This window comes from Rhizobium sophoriradicis (assembly GCF_003939025.1).
Lineage (GTDB): Bacteria > Pseudomonadota > Alphaproteobacteria > Rhizobiales > Rhizobiaceae > Rhizobium > Rhizobium sophoriradicis.
In genome coordinates this window covers 127317-145958 of sequence record NZ_RQIH01000002.1, presented here as the reverse complement: position 1 = coordinate 145958, position 18642 = coordinate 127317, and the positions used below count along the sequence as shown (strand labels likewise).

Here is an 18642-nt window from a genome sequence, read left to right as displayed (position 1 = left end):
AAATGTCTGTGTGGCGGCAGCCGCGGAAGGCGGCTGCCGAGCGTTGAAATTAGCGGTGTGCGTTCAGCGAAATGACGTTATGCATCGTCTCGTCCGCCGTCGACATGAACTTCTTGATGTTGCGCGCAGCCTGGCGGATGCGGTGTTCGTTCTCGACAAGCGCCAGACGGACATAGTCGTCGCCCTGTTCGCCGAAGCCGATACCGGGGGCAACGGCGACGTCGGCCTTTTCGACCAAGAGCTTGGAGAATTCCAACGAGCCGAGATGACGGAACTTTTCCGGAATCTTCGCCCAGGCGAACATGGTGGCAGCCGGCGGCGGCACTTCGAAGCCGGCCTTGCCGAAGCTTTCGACCATGACGTCGCGACGGCGCTTATAGACGTTGCGGACTTCGGCAATGTCGGAACCATCGCCGTTCAGCGCGTGCGTCGCCGCCACCTGGATCGGCGTGAAGGCGCCGTAGTCAAGATAGGACTTGACGCGGGTGAGCGCCGCGATCAGCCGCTCGTTGCCGACGGCAAAGCCCATGCGCCAGCCGGGCATGGAGAAGGTCTTCGACATCGAGGTGAACTCGACCGTCACATCCATCGCGCCCGGCACTTCGAGAACCGACGGCGGCGGAGCGCCGTCGAAGTAAATCTCCGAATAGGCAAGGTCGGACAGCACGATGATGTCGTGCTTCTTGGCGAAGGCGACGACGTCCTTGTAGAAATCGAGCGTCGCGACGAGGGCGGTCGGGTTCGAGGGATAGTTGAGGATCAGCGCCAGCGGCTTCGGGATCGAATGCCGGACGGCGCGCTCGAGCGGCGGAAAAAAGCTCTCGTCCGGCTCGACCGACATGGAGCGGATCACGCCGCCCGCCATCAGGAAGCCGAAGGCGTGGATCGGATAGGTCGGGTTCGGGCAGAGGATGACATCGCCGGGCGCCGTGATCGCCTGGGCCATATTGGCGAAGCCTTCCTTGGAGCCCAAGGTGGCGACCACCTGCGTATCCGGGTTGAGCTTGACGCCGAAACGGCGGGCATAATAGGCGGCCTGAGCGCGACGCAGCCCCGGAATGCCCTTGGACGACGAATAACGGTGCGTGCGCGGGTCCTGCACGACTTCGCAGAGCTTGTCGACGATCGCCTGGGGAGTGGGAAGGTCAGGGTTTCCCATGCCGAGATCGATGATATCGGCGCCGCCCGCTCGCGCGCTTGCTTTCAAACGGTTGACCTGTTCGAAAACATAAGGCGGCAAACGCCGGACTTTGTGAAACTCTTCCATTTCATTCCCCATGGAAAGGCGGCATTTCGGGCCGCAGTCGAAGTTCGTTCCGTCTCCCGGCGGCTGCGACACGAACTTCAGAATCGCAGCGCCGTATTCATCAGACCCAAGCCACGCGGCAAATCTTTGACGAAAAGGCCGCGCAAAGCGCATTATCAGGAAAATTGCATCTTCCGATCCTTGCCGAAGGCTTTGCGTCCAAATCGCTTGAAAGGCAAGGTTTATTTGGAGATTTCGGAGAGCGTCTGCTCGCCGTGCTCGGCGGCCAGGCGGCGCATTTCGGCGACCTTGGCCTGATATTCGGCTTCCGAGATCGTGCCGGCCTTGCGCCGGGCGGCAAGTGCTGTCAGCTGATGCTGCAGTTCGGCCGCCTGCTCGTCGCTCATCTGGACATTGGCGGCCGTCAGCGGCGCGCCGAAATTCGGATAGCCGTCCGGCGACTTCGCAAGCCCACCTTCGATTGCATCGCCCTTGGTGGCCGGCATGACGACGGCGGTCGGCGCCGCTCGCTTGGCAGCGGCCGCGGCCTTCTCCTCCGTCGTAAGATTGCATCCGGCAAGGGCCATCGCCGCCGCGGCGCAAATCAATGCGGTGCGGTTGAAGGTTGCGATGCGCCGAATGCCGTTCTTCGTCATGCCTCAAAATCCAGTTCTGACTGCTTCGACTGTTAAATTTGTCGCAGCCACAAAGCAATAGCACGAGCCGATGCGGGTGGAACTTGTTTTCTCGTTCGATCACGATGTACAACGAACGGATAAATAGGGTGCTGCCGCCGGAGGAAATGGTGACCGACAGCAAGCAGGAGAGTGGCGGCCAGAAGAATGGCGGCAAGGCCGGTTTCGACGCAACCGATCTCGATCCCTATGTGTTGAAGGATCCCGAGACCATGGCGATGAATTTCGCCCGGGCGCTCGAAAATCTCGGGCAAGCCGCTTCGGCCTGGCTTGCGCCGCGCGAACGCGGCGAGATCAGCGAAACCGTCATCGATCCGATGGCAGACATGGTCAAGACGCTTTCCAAGGTCAGCGAATACTGGATCTCCGATCCCCGCCGCACCTTCGAGGCGCAGACGCAGCTGATGTCTTCGTTCTTCGGCATCTGGATGCGCTCGATGCAGCGCATGCAAAGCATGAGCGGACTGCCAGGCGAGCCCCTGCCGCCCGAGCCGGACACCCGCAAGGACAAGCGCTTCTCCGACGAGGACTGGCAGAAGAATCCCTTCTTCGATTTTCTCCGCCAGGTCTATTTCGTAACCACCGACTGGGTGGAGAAGCTGGTGTCGGAGACCGACGGCCTTGACGAGCACACGAAGCACAAGGCCGGCTTCTATGTGAAGCAGATCACGGCAGCGCTTTCGCCGAGCAACTTTATCCCCACCAATCCGCAGCTCTATCGCGAGACGATTGCCAGCAACGGCGAAAACCTGGTGCGCGGGATGAAAATGCTCGCCGAGGATATCGCCGCCGGCAGGGGCGAGCTTCGCCTTCGCCAGACCGACATGACGAAATTCGCCGTCGGCCGCGACATGGCGCTGACGCCGGGCAAGGTGATCGCCCAGAACGATATCTGCCAGATCATCCAGTACGAGGCGTCCACCGAGACGGTGCTGAAGCGGCCCCTGCTGATCTGCCCGCCCTGGATCAACAAATTCTATATTCTCGACCTCAACCCGCAGAAATCCTTCATCAAATGGTGCGTCGACCAGGGGCAGACCGTCTTCGTGATTTCCTGGGTCAACCCGGATGCGCGGCACGCCGAGAAGGACTGGGCGGCCTATGCCCGAGAAGGCATCGATTTCGCGCTCGAGATAATCGAGAAGGCGACCGGCGAGAAGGAGGTCAATGCCGTCGGCTACTGCGTCGGCGGCACGCTGCTGGCGGCGACGCTGGCCTTGCACGCCAAGGAGAAGAACAAGCGCATCAAGACTGCGACGCTCTTCACCACCCAGGTCGACTTCACCCATGCCGGCGACCTGAAAGTCTTCGTCGACGAGGAGCAGCTTGCCGCGCTCGAAGAGCATATGAAGTCCGCCGGCTATCTTGACGGCTCGAAAATGTCGATGGCCTTCAACATGCTGCGCGCTTCCGAGCTGATCTGGCCCTATTTCGTCAACAGCTACCTCAAGGGCCAGGAGCCACTGCCCTTCGACCTGTTGTTCTGGAACGCCGATTCGACCCGCATGGCGGCGGCAAATCATGCCTTCTATCTGCGCAACTGCTATCTCCGCAACGCGCTGACGCAGAACGAGATGATCCTCGACGGCAAGCCCGTGTCGCTGAAGGACGTGAAGATCCCGATCTATAATCTCGCCACCCGCGAGGACCACATCGCCCCTGCCAAATCCGTCTTCCTCGGCAGCCGGTTCTTCGGCGGCAAGGTGGAATTCGTCGTCACCGGCTCGGGACATATCGCCGGCGTTGTCAACCCGCCCGACAAGAAGAAGTATCAATTCTGGACGGGCGGCCCGGCCAAGGGCGAGTACGAAACCTGGCTCGAGCAGGCGACCGAGACGCCGGGATCGTGGTGGCCGCATTGGCGGGCCTGGATCGAGACGCATGACGGCAGACGCGTTGCGGCGCGCAAACCCGGCGGCGATGCGCTGAATGCGATCGAGGAAGCGCCGGGAAGTTACGTGATGGAACGCGTCTGAGAAGCCTACCCGCATCTCTCTTTGAGACGTCTTGGGAAAGAGCAATCCCGCGTAAACAAATTAGAAACCATAATTCGTCATTCTTGCGAAACAGTCGGATGTCGCGAATGGTCTAAATTCGGCCCATTTGCGCCATTACCGGCCCCGGCGAAGTGTAGTCAGTCAGTGCCGCCGGCCTGCGTAGCGAGTTTGAAAGACGAGTCTGGTATGGCGTTTGCGGTCGGGGCGTTTAATGGCGCCACCTCACTTGGTGGATCTGCTGTTCGTTTGCGCAGATCTCGCGGCTTTCTTTACGGCGTCGTCGGCGCCGGATTCCTGACCTCGACATGGCTGATCGCGACCTTCGCGACAATGCATTCGATCGGCGCACCCGTTTCTCCGTCCGAGAGCTTCACGCATGTCGCGTCGGCGCCGAAGTCTAAGCCGGCGACGTCGCACGAACGACTGATCCATGTCGGCAAAGCCGATCGGCTGGCCGCCTTCAATGCCAAGCCGGTCGTTGCCCTGACGGCTCATCTCATCCAATCGCATGCGCAAAAGACCAACGCTGCCGCAGCGGCATCGCTGGCGCTTGCAAAGAATCGCCCTGTCACCCCTGCCGAACCGCCGGTCGCCGTTGCCGCAGCAACGCCTTCCGACACCGCGAAATTCGTCAAGGACGACAGCATCACGCCGTCGGTCGAGCTTGCCCGGGCGGATACGGAAGAGAACGACGGCGACCGCATCATCATTCCTTCCAAGGAAACCGTCGCAGCCGTTGAACTTCCTGCCCTGCTCGCCCTTGCGGATGCCGGGCCCCAGCAGATTGCGCCAGCCCCGGTCGAGCCGGCCGCACCCGCCCTCAAGACGGCGTCGCTGCCGCAGGAAAAGCCTGCGCCGGTAGAAGTTGCCGAGGCCGAAGAACAGCAACCCTTCGATCTCGTGCTGGCGCCGGATGCCGGTTCAGTGCCGCTGCCGATGGCGCGTCCGGATGGCCTGATCGGCAAACCGGCCCTGGGTTCCAAGGAGGTGCAGCGTTCCGCCGCGCCCGTGCTTGCCTATGCCAAGCCGAACGCGCCGATCGAGGACGATGAGGACGACGCCGTCCCGCGTTACGACAAGCCGGTCTTCTCGCCGAAGCTGCGCGCCGGCGTCGCCATCTACGATATCGAAAACAGCACCGTCTATCTGCCGAACGGCGAGCGGCTGGAGGCCCATTCCGGCCTCGGCAAGATGCGCGACAATCCGCGTTACGCCAACAAGAAGATGCGCGGACCGACACCGCCCCACACCTATGTCCTCACCATGCGCGAGGCCCCGTTCCACGGCGTCGAGGCATTGCGGCTGACGCCGGTCGAGGGCTCTGACGCCATCTACGATCGGGTCGGCCTGCTCGCCCACACCTACATGCTCGGCAAGAACGGCGATTCCAACGGCTGCGTTTCCTTCAAGGATTACAAGCGCTTCTTGGCCGCCTACAAGCGTGGCGAGATCAAGCAGCTCGTGGTCGTGCCGCGGCTGAACAACAAGCCGGCTTCGACGCTTGCCTCGCTGTTTTCATCGCGCAGCTGATGGATAAGAGAACAAGCAGTTTTGCTCTCGCCGAACGCTACTTCAACCAGGCAGCGATTCGCTCCACCGCCTCAGCGATCTCTGCCTGCGATCCCGCATAAGACACGCGCAGGGTGCGGTGTCCCTCCAGCGGATCGAAGTCCAGCCCAGGGGTTGCGGCGACATTGATTTCGGTGAGCATCCGCTTGGCAAAGCCCATGCTGTCATTGGTGAAGCGCGAGACATCGAGATAGGCATAGAAGGCGCCGTCCATCGGTGAAGCGGGTGCTAGGCCGATCTTCGGCAGGCGGTCGAGCAGCAGATCACGATTGGCGGCGTAACTTGCTTTGACTTTGTCAAGCTCTTCGGCTGCGCCGAGCGCCGCCGTGGCGGCGATCTGGGAGAGCTCGGGCGGGGAGATATAAAGGCTCTGCGCCACCCGCTCGATCGGCCGCACCAGGCGCTCGGGCAGCACCATCCAGCCGATTCGCCAGCCGGTCATGCAATAATATTTGGAGAAGGAGTTGATGACGATCGCCTCGTCGGTCAGCTCCAGCGCGCTCGCCTCTTCACTGGCGAAGGTCAGCCCGTGATAGATTTCATCGGAGATGAAGGCGATGGAATGCGCCGCGCAATAATCCGCAAGCGCCTTCAGTCCGTCCCGGCCAGTCACGGTTCCGGTCGGGTTGGCTGGGCTTGCGAGCAGCACGCCTTTCAGCGTCACGTCGTTTTCCCTCTGCGCCGCCTCGAGGCTCTCGGGCGTCAGGGTGAAGTGAGTCTCGGCACTTACCGGCACTTCGACAACCTTCAGGCCCAGCGCGCCCAGGATGTTGCGATAGGCGGGATAACCGGGTCTTGCGATCGCCACCGCATCGCCGGCATCGAAGAGGGACAGGAAGGCGAGATTGAAGCCGGCCGAGGAACCTGTGGTGACGGCGATACGCGCCGGATCGATCTCCAGGCCGTGGCGATTCCGGTAATGCCAGGCAAGTGCCGATTTCAACCGCGCCGTTCCCAGCGCATTGGTGTAACCGATCCGGCCTTCTGCCAGCGCTTCGCGGGCCGCTTGGAGGGCCGCCTGAGGGGCCGGATGCGAGGGTTGACCGACCGCCATGGAGATGACGGGATGGCCGCCGGCGCGCCGCTTCGTCGCCTCGGCCAGGACATCCATGGCGTGAAAAGGCTCGACTTCGCTGCGTTTGGATATGGAAAACAAGGTCGTTTCTCGCTCGGCTTCTTCGATGACGGCCCGACAATTGCCGCATTAATCGGCTCATCACAATCCCGCGAGCGTTACGCGGGGATGAAAAATTCCTGTTTGAGCGGAACCGAACGCCCTCTACCTTGACGCGACGCATTCAAGTCCATTAACCCGGCGACGGTCTTCTCAATAGGAGACCACCCATCGCCGTTGACGAGGATATCATGGCCTTCTTCCCGAAAACCTTCACCGCACTGGCGCTTGCCGCATCGATCGCCCTTCCGTTTCCGGCGGCAGCGCTCGACGACCAGCAGAAGAAGGAATTCGGCGAATTCATCAAGCAATATCTGATCGAGAATCCCGAGATCATGCTCGATGTCCAGGAGGCGCTGCAGAAGAAGCAGGAAGCCCAGCGGCTGGTGAAGGCCAATATGGCGATCGAAGAGAACACGGCCGCGATCTTCGATTCGAAGAACGACGTCACGCTCGGCAATCCGAAGGGCGATGTCACCGTCGTCGAGTTCTTCGATTATAATTGCAGCTACTGCCGTCATGCGCTTTCCGACATGCAGGCGATGCTGAAGAAGGACAAGAATGTCCGATTCGTGCTCAAGGAATTTCCGATCCTCGGGCCGGATTCGGTTGCCGCCCACAAGGTGGCGGACGCCTTCCGCAAGTTGGCGCCGGAGAAATACGCCGATTTCCATTTTGCCTTGCTCAGCAGCGAGGGCCGCGCCTCCGACGAAAGCGCGATCGGGGTTGCCGCCTCGCTCGGCGTCAGCGAAGACAAGATCCGCGCCGAGATGGCGAAGAGCCCGAATGACGGCATCGTCCAGGCGACCTACCAGCTCGCCTCCAGCCTCGGCATCAGCGGCACGCCGTCCTACGTAATCGGCAACGAACTGGTGCCGGGCGCCGTCGGCCTCGACGATCTCGAAGCCAAGGTCAAGAATATGCGCAACTGCGGCAAGACCGCCTGCTGAGCAAAGCGGCCATCTCATCAAATCGCCAAAATCGAAGCGTTTCAGCCATGTGGACAAATGTGGCGCGATTCCGGCCGGCCAATCCGTAAGGGCTTTCATTCAGCCCTCGCGGAGTCTATAGGTTGCCGTCGTGCATTTTACGGAACATTCGATGACGCAAACGATTTTTGTCCTGAACGGCCCCAACCTGAACATGCTCGGTAAAAGAGAGCCCGGCATTTATGGCGGCAAGACGCTGAAGGACATCGAGACGGACTGCAGGGCCGCCGGCCGCGAACTCGGCTTCGATATTGATTTCCGCCAGAGCAATCACGAAGGTACGCTTGTGGATTGGTTTCACGAGGCCGACGAAAAGGCCGTCGGCGTCGCCATCAATGCAGGCGCTTATACGCACACATCGGTCGCGCTGCATGATGCGATCCGCGCTATTTCCATTCCCGTCGTCGAACTGCACATTTCCAACGTCCATGCACGGGAAGAATTCCGCCACAAATCGATGATCGCGCCTGCATGCAAGGGCGTGATCTGCGGTTTCGGGCCTCACAGCTACATCCTGGCGCTGCATGCGCTGAAAAACATCACGGCATAAGAAGAAGACAGGGCAACACCATGGCTGAAAAGAAATCGGGTATCGATCAGGCACTGATCCGCGATCTCGCCAACATCCTCAATGAGACGGATCTGACGGAGATCGAGGTCGAGCAGGACGACCTGCGCATCCGCGTTTCGCGCGCCGGCGCGACGCAATACGTGCAGGCGCCGATCGCAGCACCGGCCTTTGCCGCGCCCGCAGTCGCCGCTCCGGCAGCGGCAGGCGCAGCACCGGCCGCAGCACCCACCCGCAATCCGGCCAATGTCGTCAATGCGCCGATGGTCGGCACCGTCTACATGGCGCCGGCTCCGGGCGCGCGCCCCTTCATCGAGATCGGCGCCACCGTCAAGGAAGGCCAGACGCTGATCATTATCGAAGCGATGAAGACGATGAACCAGATCCCTTCGCCGAAGTCGGGCAAGGTCACTGAGATCCTCGTCGATGACGGACATCCCGTCGAATACGGCCAAGCCCTCGTCGTCATCGAATAGGCCTATGCCCATGATTTCGAAAATCCTCATCGCCAATCGCGGGGAAATCGCCCTTCGCGTGCTCCGGGCCTGCAAAGAGCTCGGCATTGCCTGCGTCGTGGTGCATTCCACCGCCGACGCCGATGCCATGCATGTGCGCCTTGCCGACGAAAGCGTCTGCATCGGTCCGCCCTCCTCGCGCGAGAGCTATCTCAATATCCACCAGATCGTCGCCGCCTGCGAGATCACCGGCGCCGACGCCGTGCATCCGGGCTACGGCTTTCTCTCCGAGAACGCAAAGTTCGCCGACATTCTCGAAGCCCACGGCATCACCTTCATTGGACCGACTGCGGATCATATTCGCATTATGGGCGACAAGATCACCGCCAAGACGACGGCACTGGAACTCGGCATTCCCGTCGTTCCAGGCTCGGACGGCGAAGTGAAGACCGAAGAGGATGCGCTGCGGACGGCCGCCGAAATCGGCTATCCCGTGCTGATCAAAGCAACCGCCGGCGGCGGCGGGCGCGGCATGAAGGTCGCCAGGAGCGAGGCCGATCTGATCGAGGCCTGGTCGACGGCCCGCACGGAGGCGGCAGCCGCCTTCGGCAACGATGCCGTCTACATGGAAAAATATCTCGGCAAGCCGCGCCACATCGAAATCCAGGTGTTCGGCGACGGCGAAGGCAACGCCATCCATCTCGGCGAACGCGACTGCTCGCTGCAGCGCCGCCACCAGAAGGTCTGGGAAGAAGCGAATTCGCCGGCGCTCAATGTCGAGCAGCGGATGAAGATCGGCCAGATCTGCGCCGACGCCATGAAGAAGCTGAAATATCGCGGCGCCGGCACGATCGAATTCCTCTACGAGAATGGCGAGTTCTATTTCATCGAAATGAATACCCGCCTGCAGGTGGAACATCCGATCACCGAAGCGATCACCGGTATCGACCTCGTGCACGAGCAGATCCGTGTCGCTTCCGGCGGCGGCCTGTCGGTGACGCAGGACGAAGTGCATTTTTCCGGCCACGCCATCGAATGCCGCATCAATGCCGAGGATGCGCGCACCTTCGTGCCCTCGCCCGGCACGATCACGCATTTCCATGCGCCGGGCGGCCTTGGCGTGCGCATCGATTCCGGCGCCTATCAGGGCTACAAGATCCCGCCCTATTACGACAGCCTGATCGGCAAGCTGATCGTGCACGGCCGCACCCGCGTCGAGTGCATGATGCGGTTGCGCCGCGCGCTCGATGAATTCGTCGTGGACGGCATCAAGACGACGCTGCCGTTGTTCCAGGAACTCGTCTCCAACCAGGATATCGCCAACGGCGACTACGACATCCACTGGCTGGAACACCACCTCGCCAACACACCGGCGGCATAGGATAGGAATGGCAGGACCGCGCAGGAAATCACCAGGCATCACCCCTGACATTCTCCTGCGCGCCTATTCCATCGGCCTCTTCCCGATGGCCGAATCCGCAGACGACCCGGAGATTTTCTGGGTCGAGCCGGAAATGCGCGGCGTATTGCCGCTCGATCGTTTCCATGTATCGAAGAGCCTCGCCAAGACGGTGCGCCGGCATCCTTTCGAGATCCGTTTCGACCACGCCTTCGAGCAGGTGATTGCGGCTTGCGCCGAGGAGACATCGGGTCGCCCGAGCACCTGGATCAACCAGACAATCCGATCGCTCTATTCGACGCTGTTCGACATGGGCCACGCCCACACCGTTGAAGCCTGGCACGGCGATGAACTGGTCGGCGGCCTCTACGGCGTCTCGCTCGGCTCGGCCTTCTTCGGCGAAAGCATGTTTTCACGCCGAACGGACGCGTCGAAGATCTGCCTCGTGCATCTGGTCGACCGGCTTCGGCAAAAGGGCTTCACCCTGCTCGACACCCAGTTCACCACCGAGCATCTGAAGACGTTCGGAGCGATCGACGTTCCGAAGGCCGATTATGCCCTGCTGCTTGCCGCCGCGATGGAATCGCCACACCTCAAGTTTTAAGCGCGATCGAGGAACAAAACACCACCGGTACGCGCGCGAGCGCAGCAAAGTGCTGCGGCTTCCCCTGCGTGTCTCAAAAGACGCGCTGACGCTGCGGTGCCCTCGCGCGGCACGTGTTAACGGGCGGTCGCCTTGGTGCCGTCAGGAGCCGGGACGTCGGAGCTTGTCTTGCAGTCCTTCAGCCAGACGTCATAGATCGGGTGCTCGACAGCGTTGAGGCCGGGGCTGGCGGCAAACATCCAGCCGGTGAAGATGCGGCGGATCTTGCGGTCGAGGGTGATCTCGTCGACCTCGACAAAACCGTCGATCTTCTGCGCTTCAGCCTGATCGCGCGAATAGCAGACCTTCGGCGTCACCTGCAACGCGCCGAACTGCACCGTCTCGTTGACATAGACGTCGAAGGTCGTGATGCGGCCGGTGATCTTGTCGAGGCCGGAGAAGACGGCAACCGGGTTTTCGATGCGGGTGGCATGTGCCGCACCGATCGGAAGCAAAGCCGTGAGCGCCAGCAGCGATCCGGCGGCACGCAGGACCATGTTCCGCGTGAAGAGCTTCATGTACCCGTCTCCAGATAATTTTCAGTTTCATCCGCGGTCAAGCGCGGCCAACCTGCGGGTAAAGGTCAATTGTGGCCAAAAGCCGGGCTTGGGGATCGCCCGGTCAGCCGTCTCAGTTGCCTGGCGTCCAGGCGTCGTAATCGCCGGTGACGCGCGGACGCTCGCCGGGAACCGCGAGAGAGCCCGGCGGGCGGTAAGCCTGTGGCGATCCGGTGAGGTTGGGGCGGTGCGTCTTCTGCCATTCCTTGGCGACGTAGTTTTCCTTGGACGGAGGTACATCGGTGCGATGGTGCATCCAGCCGTGCCAGCCCGGCGGAATGGCCGAGGCTTCGGCATAACCCTTGTAGATCACCCAGCGCTTCGGCAGACCGTAGGACGACATGCCGCCTTCATAATAGACGTTGCCGAATTCATCCTCGCCGACGCGTTTGCCGAAACGCCAGGTCGCAAAACGCGTGCCCATCGTCTGACTATTCCACCAGGTGAAGGTCTGAACCAGAAGATTCCACATGTCTTTTCCTTGTGCCCGCCAGCGCGGACCAAACCAGAATTCGTTTTCTCGCTTATGCCGTCGCCAAGCCGAATTGTCCAGCGATTCCACGAGAGCCAAGGGTCATTTCAAGGCCATCTTGAAGCCCAGATGCGAAGGTTTGAAGCCAAGCCTTTCATAGAAACGATGGGCGTCTTTGCGTATCGCATTCGAGGTCAATTGCACAAGGCGCACACCGCGACCTTTTGCCTCGGCGATGGCGAATTCGATCATCCGCGCGCCGATCCCCTGCCCGCGCATATCGGAGCGCGTCTGCACCGCCTCGATGATCATCGCCGAGGAGCCGCGGCCGGTTAACGAGATCGTCAGCATCGTCTGGAACGTACCGACGACCTCGCCGCCGCGCTCGGCAATGTAAAGCGTCTGGTTGGGCGAGGCCTCGATGGCTGTGAAAGCCCTGACATAATCGACAAAGGCCTCAGGATCCGTCGTATCGCCGTGACCGCCGAGCGCATCGGCGGCAAAGATTGCCACGAGGGCCGGGAGATCGTCCTTTCGCGCCTGACGAACGAGAATATCAGGCACCCCGACCTGCATGGCTCAGTGCCCCTCGAGCGGTTTTTCCAAGATCAGCGCCGGAATGCCGGATTGCCCGGGCGCGCTATACTCGTTGCGTCCGACCTCGGTGAAGCCGTGCGCATGGTAGAAGGCGATGGCCGCCGCATTTTGCGGCTCGACTTCGAGACGCATGATTTCCGCATCGGGAAAGCAGGTTTCGAGTTCAGCGAAGATGTCGCGGCCGATGCCCTGGCGCTGCAGCGTCGGGCTGACATAGAGCAGATGCAGCATGACCGTTTTCGTCAACGCCTGCGACATCGCCGCATACCCCACGCCGCCGAACTTGCGGCCGTCGTCGGCAATGAGGAACTCGGCATCTTTGCGCGCAAGGCGCGCCTTCAGCGCCGCCGGTGTGAAAAGATGGGCGATCAGCTCGTCCACCTTGGTCTTGCCATGCAGGTCGTCATAGGTGGCGTGAAAGCTCTCCACCAGAAGAGCGCGAACCTTCTCCAGGTCGCCCTCGCCGGCGGTGCGGACGAAATACACCGCTTATTCCTCGATGCCGAGCTTTGCCTTGACCAGCGCCTGGACGGCCTGCGGATTGGCTTTGCCACCGGTCGCCTTCATCACCTGGCCGACAAACCATGCGGCCATGGTCGGCTTCGCCTTGACCTTTTCCACCTGATCGGGATTGGCAGCGATGATCTCGTCGACGGCCTTTTCGATCGCGCCGGTATCCGTCACCTGCTTCATGCCGCGCGCTTCGACGATTTCGGCGGGGTCGCCGCCTTCGGTCAGCACGATCTCGAAGAGGTCCTTGGCGATCTTGCCTGATATGGTTCCAGCCTTGATAAGGTCGATGATGGCGCCGAGCTGGGCCGGCGAGACCGGCGTTTGCTCGATGTCCTTGCCGGTGCGGTTCAGCGCGCCGAGCAGGTCGTTGATCACCCAGTTTGCCGCTGTCTTGCCGTCGCGGCCCGCGGCCACAGCCTCAAAATAGTCGGCGATCGCCTTTTCGGAGACAAGCACGGAGGCGTCGTAAACCGACAGGCCGAGCTCGCGCACGAAGCGCTCCTTCTTGTCGTCAGGCAGTTCCGGCAGATCGGCTGCCAGCGCCGTGACGAAGGCATCGTCGAATTCGAGCGGCAGCAGGTCCGGGTCGGGGAAGTAACGATAGTCGTGCGCATCCTCCTTGGAGCGCATCGAGCGCGTCTCGCCCTTGTTCGGGTCGAAGAGGCGCGTCTCCTGCTCGATCTCGCCGCCATCCTCGAGAATGCCGATCTGGCGACGGGCTTCATATTCGATCGCCTGGCCGATGAAGCGGATGGAGTTGACGTTCTTGATCTCGCAACGGGTGCCGAAAGCCTCGCCCGGGCGGCGGACGGAGACGTTGACGTCGGCGCGCATCGAGCCCTCGTCCATGTTGCCGTCGCAAGTGCCGAGATAACGCACGATCGAACGCAGCTTGGTCATATAGGCCTTGGCTTCGTCGGAGGAACGCATGTCGGGCTTGGAAACGATTTCCATCAGCGCCACGCCGGACCGGTTCAGATCGACATAGGACATGGTCGCATGCTGGTCATGCATCGACTTGCCGGCATCCTGTTCCAGATGCAGGCGCTCGATGCCGATCTCGATATCCTCGAACTGGCCCTGACGGTCCGGCCCGAGCGAAATGACGATCTTGCCCTCGCCGACGATCGGATCCTTGAACTGCGAGATCTGATAGCCCTGCGGCAGATCGGGATAGAAATAGTTCTTGCGGTCGAAGAGCGAGCGCTTGTTGATCCGAGCCTTGAGGCCGAGACCGGTGCGCACCGCCTGCTTGACGCATTCCTCGTTGATGACGGGCAGCATGCCGGGCATGGCGGCATCGACCAGCGACACGTTCGAATTCTGCGGCTTACCGAATTCCGTCGAGGCGCCGGAGAAGAGCTTCGAATTGGACAGCACCTGGGCATGAACCTCCATGCCGACAATGACTTCCCAGTCGCCGGTGGCGCCGGGGATGAAGCGTTTCGGATCAGGCGTGCGGACGTCGACAAGGGTCATCTGATACTCTTTGCAGGCTGTTCTTTTCCATTGGTGAGGTAAAGGAAATGGCGTGCCGGTGCAAGGCTTTCGCGGCGTTAGCAGCCGCCTATGGTCGCTTAAGGCCGAGACGCTGCTTTGCACCGGAGCGCGGTATGCTCCGATATGCGAAGCGACCGAAACGAGCTTCGACCGTCCCCGATTGTCGATACCGCAGTCCTCTCTATGTTTGTCTCAAAATACCGTTCGGACTTGAGGCCCTGACAATATGGAGGCTCGATTGAAGGATTATCTGCCCTATCTGGTCGGAACCCTCACGGGGGTGCTGGTCGCGCTCATCATTTCCGCCTTGTTGACGCTGCAGGGAACACCGCAGCTCATGCTTTTCGCACTGCTACCGGCTATCGGTGGCGCGATCGTCGAGCGCGTTTCCCAGCGCCGATCCCGCAAGTCATAGAAGCGTCATGGGAAGGCTGAAGGAGATCGTCATCGACTGCGACATCCCCTCGCGTGTCGCCCGTTTCTGGGCCGCGGCGCTCGATGGCTACGAAGTGATGCCTTATGACGATGCGGAGCTGGCCCGCCTTGCCGAGATGGGGCTGACACCTGAGACGGACCCGACCGTGATGGTCGACGGTCCCGGAACACGCCTCTGCTTCCACCTTCGCCAGGGAGAGCGCCCCGCCCGCAACCGTGTCCATCTCGACATCGCCGCTTCGGATCGCAGACAAGAAGTGGAACGGCTCTTATCCCTCGGCGCGACTTTCGTGCGTGAGACGGATGCCTACACGGTCTTGAATGACCCCGAAGGCAACAACTTCTGCGTCACCTCCGAATAGCCTCGCGTACGGCGCCCGGCGACATTTGCACATGCGCGCCGCAAGCACTCATCCGCCTTCTGCGGGGATTTGAAACCTCAGAATTCCTGTCCGTATCCGCCGCCGTCGGAGACGAGCTGCTTCGTCAGTCCGACGGAGGGTACGTCGCGGTCGAGCTTCGGATTATAGGCGACCGAGAGCCAATGGATGCTGTAGCCGTGCTTCCGAAAGAAACCGATCGCCTCGCTGTTGCCAGAGTGAGTCTGCATCGCCGCCTTCTCCAAGCCCTGTTCGGCGATCTCCTTTTCAATGCGCTCGAGGAGCGCCGAACCCAGCCCCTGTCGAGTGAAGACGGGGTCGATCCAGAAATCCGAGATGGTTTCATCCAGGCCCTCGCGCGCCGCCCAGCCGGCGACCTGGCCGTTCTGTTCGAGGACGGTGATGGTCAGCCAGTCGTTTTCCACGAAGTTGCGAAAGGCGCTACGCGCTGCGTCGATCATCGCGTCCGATTCGCCGATCGACGCCATCGCCTTTTGCCAGGCCCTCAGCCCGATCTCACTCAAAAGTTCCGCTTCCCCGTCGCGGGCATTGCGAATGTGGATCAACGACACCTCCGCGTTAGCCCACAACTAGACCATTGAGTCGCGGATTTTACCAGTGCCCCCAAAAGGATGACTGGTGGAAACCATGGTTTTCGACCGGTTTTGAACGACAAGGGCGCTCTTGACCGCTTTTTGCGACCTCAATACAAAACATTATCGAGGTGTTTATGTTGAACCTGCCTGAGACCCGGTAAAGGCCCTGCCCGCAAGTTTTCTTGCGCGCATGGGCCCGAAAAAACGAAGCCCTGACGTTCGATTGAGCGTCAGACCGTTTTTGTGCGCCCTGCCGGGCGCAATACCGGATCTCAACACATGGATATTTCCCGCACGGATCAGCGCATCCTGCATCTCATGGCCCAAGGCGGCCGCATCGAAATCACCCGCGACGACGACAGGAAGATCGAGAACGTCAGTTGCTTCACCCGTGACGGCTGGCTCTATCCCGGCGTCGACCTCGATCTCTTCCGCAGGCTGAAGCGGCTGAAGGCGATCAAATCGTCTGGCGGCCAGCCCTACCGGATTACCGAAAGGGGGTTGAAGCTGGTCAGATCACAGCTGGACAACAGATAATAGGGCCATCAACCTGATCGCGCCTCAAACCGGCGCGGTCAGGGCACGGCCTCAAGCCTTCTGAGACAATACCGCTCGCATCGCCGACCATTCGTCGGCCATCGTGCCGGTGCCGCGCGTCTTGCCGGCGCGGCGATACCAGTAATCGGCATTCCAGTCGTCGCCCTCGATGCGGTGGCAGAGGGCATGGCCCCAGTCGAACGGCTGTTCGCCTTCATGGCGCTGACAGATATCGTGAACCGCCTGCCAATCCGCGCCCATGACGAAACCGCCTGCCGCCAGACGATCGATTGCCTCGATCAGTCGCACAAGATCACTATTCGCCATAAGACCTCATCTCCGATTTGGTCGATCAGCCAATTGCTTCTCCATATGCACCTTTTCGAGCGGAACGCCCATGCTCTTGGAGAATTCGACGCCATGCCAGATGATGGTGAAGCCGCAGCGTTCGTAGAGACGGATCGCGCGCTCATTCCTTGCATGTGTGTCGAGCCGGACCGTCGCCAGCCCTTCGGCCGCCATCAGCTCATATAAATACGACAGCAGAGCCCGGCCGACACCCTTGCCCTGAGAATACGGATGCACCCAGAGATCGGACACATAATTCCGTTCGCCTTCCCGTGCTGTCCAGCCGACGATCTCGCCCGCTTGTTCAGCAACGAAGATTTCGCCCTTCGTCTCATGTGGAAAGGCGGCGAACTCTTGCTGTACCTTGGCGATCACATGAGGATCGCGATAGCAATCCTCGAAGGCGCCGCCTGCGGCCCATGCGGCGAAGCCGACGGCACCGACCGCTTCGTGGTCGGCGGGGACTATCGTTCGGATCGTGAGATCCGTTACCACCACTTGGCCGGCGTAAACTTGCCGGCGGCCTGTTCGATGACGTAAGCGGTCTTGAAGAGAGTTTCCTCGTCGAAGGCCTTGCCGATCAGCTGCAGGCCGAGCGGCAGGCCCTTGTGGTCGAGGCCGGCAGGCACGGCGATGCCCGGCAGGCCAGCCATGTTGACCGTCACGGTGAAGATGTCGTTCAGATACATTTTCACCGGATCGGCGGCGAGGTTCTCGTCGGCGACGCCGAAGGCAGAGGATGGGGTGGCCGGGGTCAGGATGGCGTCGACACCGGCGTCGAAGGCGAGTTCGAAATCGTGCTTGATCAGCGTGCGGACCTTCTGGGCGCGGATGTAATAGGCATCGTAATAGCCGGCCGACAGCACATAGGTGCCGATCATGATGCGGCGCTTGACTTCCTGGCCGAAGCCGGCGGCGCGCGTCTTCTCGTACATGTCGACGATATCCTTGCCGTCGACGCGCAGGCCGTAGCGCACGCCGTCGTAGCGCGCCAGATTCGAGGAGGCCTCGGCGGGGGCGACGATGTAATAGGCCGGAAGCGCATATTTGGTGTGCGGCAGCGAAATATCGACGATCTCGGCGCCGGCATCCTTCAGCCAGGCAATGCCCTGGCGCCACAGGGTCTCGATCTCCTCGGGCATGCCGTCGACGCGATATTCGTTCGGGATGCCGATCTTCATGCCCTTCAGCGACTGGCCGAGGGCTGCCTCATAATCCGGCACGGGCAGATCGACCGAGGTCGTGTCCTTGGCGTCAACGCTTGCCATCGACTTCAAAAGGATCGCGGCATCGCGCACGTCGCGGGCGATCGGACCGGCCTGATCGAGCGAGGACGCGAAAGCCACGGTGCCCCAGCGCGAGCAGCGGCCATAGGTCGGCTTGATGCCGACCGTACCGGTGAAGGCAGCCGGCTGGCGGATGGAGCCGCCGGTATCGGTTGCGGTGGCGCCGGCGCAAAGATGCGCGGCGACGGCGGCGGCCGAGCCGCCGGAGGAGCCGCCCGGAACGAGCTGCTGGTTGGAGCCCTCAGCCCGCCAGGGATTGATCACCGGGCCGTAATAGGAGGTCTCGTTGGACGAGCCCATGGCGAATTCGTCCATGTTCAGCTTGCCGAGCATAACGGCGCCGTCGTCCCAAAGGTTCTGCGTGACGGTTGATTCATAACGCGGCTCGAACCCATCGAGGATATGGCTGCAGGCCTGGGTGTGGACACCGACGGTGGCGAAGAGATCCTTGATGCCGAGCGGAATGCCTTCGAGCTCGCCCGCCGTGCCGGCGGCGATGCGCTCGTCCGATTTCCTGGCCATGACGCGGGCCAGATCCGGCGTGACCTTCACATAGGCGTTCAGCCGCTCATTGGCCGCATCGATCGCCGCGATGTAAGCGTCGGTCAGTTCGAGTGCGGTGATTTCCTTGGCGCGCAGCTTCCGGCGGGCTTCGGCAATGGTCAGGCTGGTAAGTTCGCTCATCG

General features: G+C 61.4%; 22 protein-coding genes. 10 read left to right on the top strand and 12 right to left on the bottom strand.

Annotated features, from left to right (window positions below; genetic code table 11):
• Window positions 1-49 precede the first annotated feature (49 nt).
• On the bottom strand, window positions 50-1267 hold the full coding sequence (locus EFR00_RS03050) for an LL-diaminopimelate aminotransferase (protein ID WP_038692505.1): 1218 nt from the start codon (window positions 1265-1267) through the stop codon (window positions 50-52).
• A 221-nt stretch (window positions 1268-1488) separates the two neighbouring features.
• A complete protein-coding gene (locus tag EFR00_RS03045; protein WP_077993906.1) occupies window positions 1489-1902 on the bottom strand; it encodes a hypothetical protein in 414 nt (137 codons plus the stop codon).
• Between the two features lie 146 nt (window positions 1903-2048).
• Between EFR00_RS03045 and EFR00_RS03040 the strand changes: the two genes are divergently transcribed.
• The gene (locus EFR00_RS03040) at window positions 2049-3917 is read left to right on the top strand and encodes a PHA/PHB synthase family protein (RefSeq protein WP_225881373.1); all 1869 of its coding nucleotides are present in this window, start codon (window positions 2049-2051) and stop codon (window positions 3915-3917) included.
• A 207-nt stretch (window positions 3918-4124) separates the two neighbouring features.
• Window positions 4125-5468: a DUF2778 domain-containing protein gene (locus EFR00_RS03035; RefSeq protein WP_077993908.1), complete on the top strand. Its 1344-nt coding sequence runs from the start codon at window positions 4125-4127 to the stop codon at window positions 5466-5468.
• Window positions 5469-5505: 37 nt separating this feature from the next.
• Here the strand turns inward: EFR00_RS03035 and EFR00_RS03030 are convergent, their stop codons facing one another.
• A complete protein-coding gene (locus EFR00_RS03030) occupies window positions 5506-6663 on the bottom strand; it encodes a pyridoxal phosphate-dependent aminotransferase (protein WP_077993910.1) in 1158 nt (385 codons plus the stop codon).
• Between the two features lie 209 nt (window positions 6664-6872).
• Between EFR00_RS03030 and EFR00_RS03025 the strand changes: the two genes are divergently transcribed.
• The 5 genes from EFR00_RS03025 (at window position 6873) to aat (ending at window position 10696) form a co-directional block, all read left to right on the top strand.
• Complete coding sequence (locus tag EFR00_RS03025; RefSeq protein WP_039619477.1) at window positions 6873-7631, top strand: DsbA family protein; 759 nt, start codon at window positions 6873-6875, stop codon at window positions 7629-7631.
• Between the two features lie 151 nt (window positions 7632-7782).
• Complete coding sequence (gene aroQ / locus EFR00_RS03020) at window positions 7783-8220, top strand: type II 3-dehydroquinate dehydratase (protein WP_038688586.1); 438 nt, start codon at window positions 7783-7785, stop codon at window positions 8218-8220.
• A gap of 20 nt (window positions 8221-8240) precedes the next feature.
• A complete protein-coding gene (gene accB / locus EFR00_RS03015; protein WP_077993912.1) occupies window positions 8241-8714 on the top strand; it encodes an acetyl-CoA carboxylase biotin carboxyl carrier protein in 474 nt (157 codons plus the stop codon).
• Between the two features lie 4 nt (window positions 8715-8718).
• On the top strand, window positions 8719-10074 hold the full coding sequence (gene accC, locus EFR00_RS03010; protein WP_179363877.1) for an acetyl-CoA carboxylase biotin carboxylase subunit: 1356 nt from the start codon (window positions 8719-8721) through the stop codon (window positions 10072-10074).
• 7 nt (window positions 10075-10081) lie between these two features.
• Entirely contained in the window at window positions 10082-10696 is a 615-nt protein-coding gene (aat, locus tag EFR00_RS03005) for a leucyl/phenylalanyl-tRNA--protein transferase (protein WP_009995153.1), read from the top strand.
• Window positions 10697-10812: 116 nt separating this feature from the next.
• Here aat and EFR00_RS03000 read toward each other — a convergent pair whose 3' ends face one another.
• From EFR00_RS03000 to gatB, 5 genes are all read right to left on the bottom strand, one after another.
• Window positions 10813-11253, bottom strand: a complete 441-nt coding sequence (locus tag EFR00_RS03000; RefSeq protein WP_009995152.1) for a DUF2155 domain-containing protein — start codon at window positions 11251-11253, stop codon at window positions 10813-10815.
• A gap of 112 nt (window positions 11254-11365) precedes the next feature.
• Complete coding sequence (locus EFR00_RS02995; protein WP_004671258.1) at window positions 11366-11764, bottom strand: NADH:ubiquinone oxidoreductase subunit NDUFA12; 399 nt, start codon at window positions 11762-11764, stop codon at window positions 11366-11368.
• Between the two features lie 102 nt (window positions 11765-11866).
• The gene (locus EFR00_RS02990) at window positions 11867-12340 is read right to left on the bottom strand and encodes a GNAT family N-acetyltransferase (RefSeq protein WP_009995150.1); all 474 of its coding nucleotides are present in this window, start codon (window positions 12338-12340) and stop codon (window positions 11867-11869) included.
• 3 nt (window positions 12341-12343) lie between these two features.
• Window positions 12344-12847, bottom strand: a complete 504-nt coding sequence (locus EFR00_RS02985; RefSeq protein ID WP_077993915.1) for a GNAT family N-acetyltransferase — start codon at window positions 12845-12847, stop codon at window positions 12344-12346.
• Window positions 12848-12850: 3 nt separating this feature from the next.
• Window positions 12851-14353 (bottom strand): Asp-tRNA(Asn)/Glu-tRNA(Gln) amidotransferase subunit GatB, encoded by a 1503-nt coding sequence (gene gatB / locus EFR00_RS02980; RefSeq protein WP_077993918.1) that lies wholly within the window; start codon window positions 14351-14353, stop codon window positions 12851-12853.
• 259 nt (window positions 14354-14612) lie between these two features.
• Between gatB and EFR00_RS32900 the strand changes: the two genes are divergently transcribed.
• Both EFR00_RS32900 and EFR00_RS02975 read left to right on the top strand, forming a co-directional pair.
• Window positions 14613-14789: a hypothetical protein gene (locus EFR00_RS32900; protein ID WP_009991334.1), complete on the top strand. Its 177-nt coding sequence runs from the start codon at window positions 14613-14615 to the stop codon at window positions 14787-14789.
• 7 nt (window positions 14790-14796) lie between these two features.
• The gene (locus EFR00_RS02975; protein WP_039619465.1) at window positions 14797-15171 is read left to right on the top strand and encodes a VOC family protein; all 375 of its coding nucleotides are present in this window, start codon (window positions 14797-14799) and stop codon (window positions 15169-15171) included.
• A 77-nt stretch (window positions 15172-15248) separates the two neighbouring features.
• Here EFR00_RS02975 and EFR00_RS02970 read toward each other — a convergent pair whose 3' ends face one another.
• Entirely contained in the window at window positions 15249-15755 is a 507-nt protein-coding gene (locus EFR00_RS02970) for a GNAT family N-acetyltransferase (RefSeq protein ID WP_077993920.1), read from the bottom strand.
• A gap of 309 nt (window positions 15756-16064) precedes the next feature.
• On the opposite strand from EFR00_RS02970, the gene EFR00_RS02965 reads away from it, so the two are divergent.
• Entirely contained in the window at window positions 16065-16322 is a 258-nt protein-coding gene (locus EFR00_RS02965) for a YjhX family toxin (RefSeq protein ID WP_039619461.1), read from the top strand.
• 51 nt (window positions 16323-16373) lie between these two features.
• On the opposite strand, the gene EFR00_RS02960 is transcribed toward EFR00_RS02965, so the two are convergent.
• From EFR00_RS02960 to gatA, 3 genes are read right to left on the bottom strand one after another with little or no spacing between them, the layout of a single operon-like run.
• Window positions 16374-16649, bottom strand: coding sequence for a hypothetical protein (locus tag EFR00_RS02960; protein WP_077993923.1), 276 nt, complete (start codon window positions 16647-16649; stop codon window positions 16374-16376).
• A gap of 6 nt (window positions 16650-16655) precedes the next feature.
• Window positions 16656-17168, bottom strand: coding sequence for a GNAT family N-acetyltransferase (locus EFR00_RS02955; RefSeq protein ID WP_077993925.1), 513 nt, complete (start codon window positions 17166-17168; stop codon window positions 16656-16658).
• The gene (gatA, locus tag EFR00_RS02950; protein ID WP_077993928.1) at window positions 17159-18640 is read right to left on the bottom strand and encodes an Asp-tRNA(Asn)/Glu-tRNA(Gln) amidotransferase subunit GatA; all 1482 of its coding nucleotides are present in this window, start codon (window positions 18638-18640) and stop codon (window positions 17159-17161) included. The genes EFR00_RS02955 and gatA overlap by 10 nt, the downstream gene beginning before the upstream one ends.
• Window positions 18641-18642 lie beyond the last annotated feature (2 nt).

Coding starts and splice junctions, on each gene's coding strand:
- EFR00_RS03050 (WP_038692505.1), bottom strand. CDS start 1,267: ATGGAAGAGTTTCACAAAGTCCGGCGTTTGCCGCCTTATGTTTTCGAA.
- EFR00_RS03045 (WP_077993906.1), bottom strand. CDS start 1,902: ATGACGAAGAACGGCATTCGGCGCATCGCAACCTTCAACCGCACCGCA.
- EFR00_RS03040 (WP_225881373.1), top strand. CDS start 2,049: ATGGTGACCGACAGCAAGCAGGAGAGTGGCGGCCAGAAGAATGGCGGC.
- EFR00_RS03035 (WP_077993908.1), top strand. CDS start 4,125: ATGGCGTTTGCGGTCGGGGCGTTTAATGGCGCCACCTCACTTGGTGGA.
- EFR00_RS03025 (WP_039619477.1), top strand. CDS start 6,873: ATGGCCTTCTTCCCGAAAACCTTCACCGCACTGGCGCTTGCCGCATCG.
- aroQ (WP_038688586.1), top strand. CDS start 7,783: ATGACGCAAACGATTTTTGTCCTGAACGGCCCCAACCTGAACATGCTC.
- accB (WP_077993912.1), top strand. CDS start 8,241: ATGGCTGAAAAGAAATCGGGTATCGATCAGGCACTGATCCGCGATCTC.
- accC (WP_179363877.1), top strand. CDS start 8,719: ATGCCCATGATTTCGAAAATCCTCATCGCCAATCGCGGGGAAATCGCC.
- aat (WP_009995153.1), top strand. CDS start 10,082: ATGGCAGGACCGCGCAGGAAATCACCAGGCATCACCCCTGACATTCTC.
- EFR00_RS03000 (WP_009995152.1), bottom strand. CDS start 11,253: ATGAAGCTCTTCACGCGGAACATGGTCCTGCGTGCCGCCGGATCGCTG.
- EFR00_RS02995 (WP_004671258.1), bottom strand. CDS start 11,764: ATGTGGAATCTTCTGGTTCAGACCTTCACCTGGTGGAATAGTCAGACG.
- EFR00_RS02990 (WP_009995150.1), bottom strand. CDS start 12,340: ATGCAGGTCGGGGTGCCTGATATTCTCGTTCGTCAGGCGCGAAAGGAC.
- gatB (WP_077993918.1), bottom strand. CDS start 14,353: ATGACCCTTGTCGACGTCCGCACGCCTGATCCGAAACGCTTCATCCCC.
- EFR00_RS02975 (WP_039619465.1), top strand. CDS start 14,797: ATGGGAAGGCTGAAGGAGATCGTCATCGACTGCGACATCCCCTCGCGT.
- EFR00_RS02965 (WP_039619461.1), top strand. CDS start 16,065: ATGGATATTTCCCGCACGGATCAGCGCATCCTGCATCTCATGGCCCAA.
- EFR00_RS02960 (WP_077993923.1), bottom strand. CDS start 16,649: ATGGCGAATAGTGATCTTGTGCGACTGATCGAGGCAATCGATCGTCTG.
- gatA (WP_077993928.1), bottom strand. CDS start 18,640: ATGAGCGAACTTACCAGCCTGACCATTGCCGAAGCCCGCCGGAAGCTG.